Source organism: Pantoea sp. Pa-EAmG, assembly GCF_030024295.1.
In the GTDB taxonomy this organism is placed as follows: domain Bacteria; phylum Pseudomonadota; class Gammaproteobacteria; order Enterobacterales; family Enterobacteriaceae; genus Pantoea; species Pantoea dispersa.
In genome coordinates this window covers 1-2,105 of record NZ_JASEWO010000328.1, presented here as the reverse complement: position 1 = coordinate 2,105, position 2,105 = coordinate 1, and the positions used below count along the sequence as shown (strand labels likewise).

2 protein-coding genes are annotated in these 2,105 nt (G+C 53.7%); both read left to right on the top strand.

Features of this window, described 5'->3' with window-relative positions; genetic code table 11:
* Positions 1 to 1,127: N-acetylglucosamine repressor (locus QMM04_RS22315; RefSeq protein WP_349253952.1), on the top strand; the 1,127-nt coding region annotated here is incomplete at its 5' end.
* Positions 1,128 to 1,166: 39 nt separating this feature from the next.
* On the top strand, positions 1,167 to 1,919 hold the full coding sequence (locus QMM04_RS22310) for an HAD-IIA family hydrolase (RefSeq protein ID WP_034829095.1): 753 nt from the start codon (positions 1,167 to 1,169) through the stop codon (positions 1,917 to 1,919).
* Positions 1,920 to 2,105 lie beyond the last annotated feature (186 nt).

The window sequence follows — 2,105 nt, the reverse complement described above, 5'->3', positions numbered from 1 at the left end:
CGATATCGCGTATACAGATTGCCGATCTCAGCCAGCTTGCGCCCGCCAGCGTCACGAAAATTACCCGCCAGCTTATTGAGCGCGGCCTGATCAAAGAGGTAGAGCAACAAGCCTCTACCGGTGGTCGCCGCGCCATTTCCATCATTACCGAAACTCGCCATTTTCATACCATCGGCGTTCGCTTAGGACGCAATGATGCCACGCTGACATTATTCGATCTGAGCGGAAAATCGCTGGCGCAGGAAGATTATCCCCTGCCTGAGCGCACCCAGGAAACGCTGGAGAATGCGCTGTTCAATGCCATCACGGCATTTATGGCGGCGCATCAACGCAAGATTCATGAATTAATCGCGATCGCGGTGATTCTGCCAGGCTTGGTGGACCCGATTAACGGCATTATTCGCTATATGCCGCACATCGCTGTCAGCCACTGGCCGCTGGTATCCAGCTTGCAGAAACGCTTTAACGTCACCAGCTTTGTCGGTCACGATATCCGTAGTCTGGCGCTGGCGGAGCACTATTTCGGTGCAAGTCGTGACTGTGCAGACTCCATTCTGGTGCGTTTACATCGCGGTACCGGCGCGGGCATCATCGCTAACGGCCATATTTTCCTCGGCAGCAACGGCAACGTGGGCGAAATTGGCCACATCCAGGTCGATCCATTGGGTGAGCGCTGCCACTGCGGCAACTTTGGCTGTCTGGAAACGATTGCCGCCAATGGCGCGATTGAAAATCGCGTGCGCCATTTGCTCAACCAGGGCTATCCCAGCACGCTGACGCTGGATAACTGCCTGATGCCGCAAATTTGCCGTGCCGCCAACCAGGGCGATGCGCTGGCCTGCGAAGTGATTGAGTATGTAGGGCGTTATCTCGGGAAAGCGATTGCGATTGCCATTAACCTGTTCAACCCACAAAAGGTGGTATTGGCGGGGGAAATCACCGACGCAGACAAAGTGCTGTTCCCGGCGATTGAAGGCTGCATTAATACCCAGGCGCTGAATGCCTTCCGCAAAAACCTGCCGGTGGTGCGTTCCGAACTGGATCATCGTTCCGCTATTGGCGCCTTTGCCCTGGCGAAACGTGCGATGCTGAATGGTATTTTGCTGCAGCATCTGCTGGAAGAATAATTGAAGCCTGCCGTCTGGCGGGCCCGACCGGAAGCCAATATGACCATCAAAAGCGTAATCTGTGACATCGACGGCGTGTTGATGCACGACAATACCGCCGTGAAAGGCGCGAATGAGTTTCTGCAGCGCATCCTTGAAAAAGAGATGCCGCTGGTGGTGCTGACCAACTATCCGTCGCAAACCGCTCAGGATCTGGCAAACCGTTTTGCCAATGCGGGTGTCGAGGTACCGGATTCAGTGTTCTATACCTCGGCGATGGCGACCGCCGATTTCCTGCGTCGTCAGGAAGGCAAAAAAGCCTACGTGATTGGCGAAGGCGCGCTGATTCACGAACTGTATAAAGCCGGATTTACCATCACCGATGTGAATCCCGATTTTGTGATTGTTGGGGAGACGCGCTCCTTTAACTGGGAAATGATGCATAAAGCGGCTTTCTTTGTGGCTAATGGCGCACGCTTTATCGCCACCAACCCGGATACCCACGCACGCGGTTTTGTGCCAGCCTGCGGTGCACTCTGCGCCGGTATCGAAACCATCTCCGGTCGCAAACCGTTTTACGTCGGTAAGCCGAGCCCGTATATCATGCGTGCTGCGCTAAATAAGATGCATGCCCACTCGGAAGAGACGGTGATTGTCGGCGATAACCTGCGCACCGATATTCTGGCCGGATTCCAGGCGGGCCTGGAAACCATTCTGGTGCTCTCCGGGGTTTCGACGCTGAGTGACATTGATGCGATGCCTTTCCGCCCTGACTGGATTTACCCTTCAGTGGCCGATATCGACCTGTTCTAAACCTTCTCTTATCGCGTTTACTTATCGCCCTGCCCGCACGTCGTGTGAGCAGGGCGTTTGTTTTTACATCCCTTTATTATGATTCTGTGCACCGTTAATTGCGCAGGAAATCATCCAAAACGCCAATTCATTAGACGCCATCTAATTTAATTGACATTTGATTAGATGAAAATCAATTTATAACCC

Bases quoted from the DNA above. Each gene is read 5' to 3' on its own strand.
- QMM04_RS22310 (WP_034829095.1), top strand. From the start codon at position 1,167: ATGACCATCAAAAGCGTAATCTGTGACATCGACGGCGTGTTGATGCAC.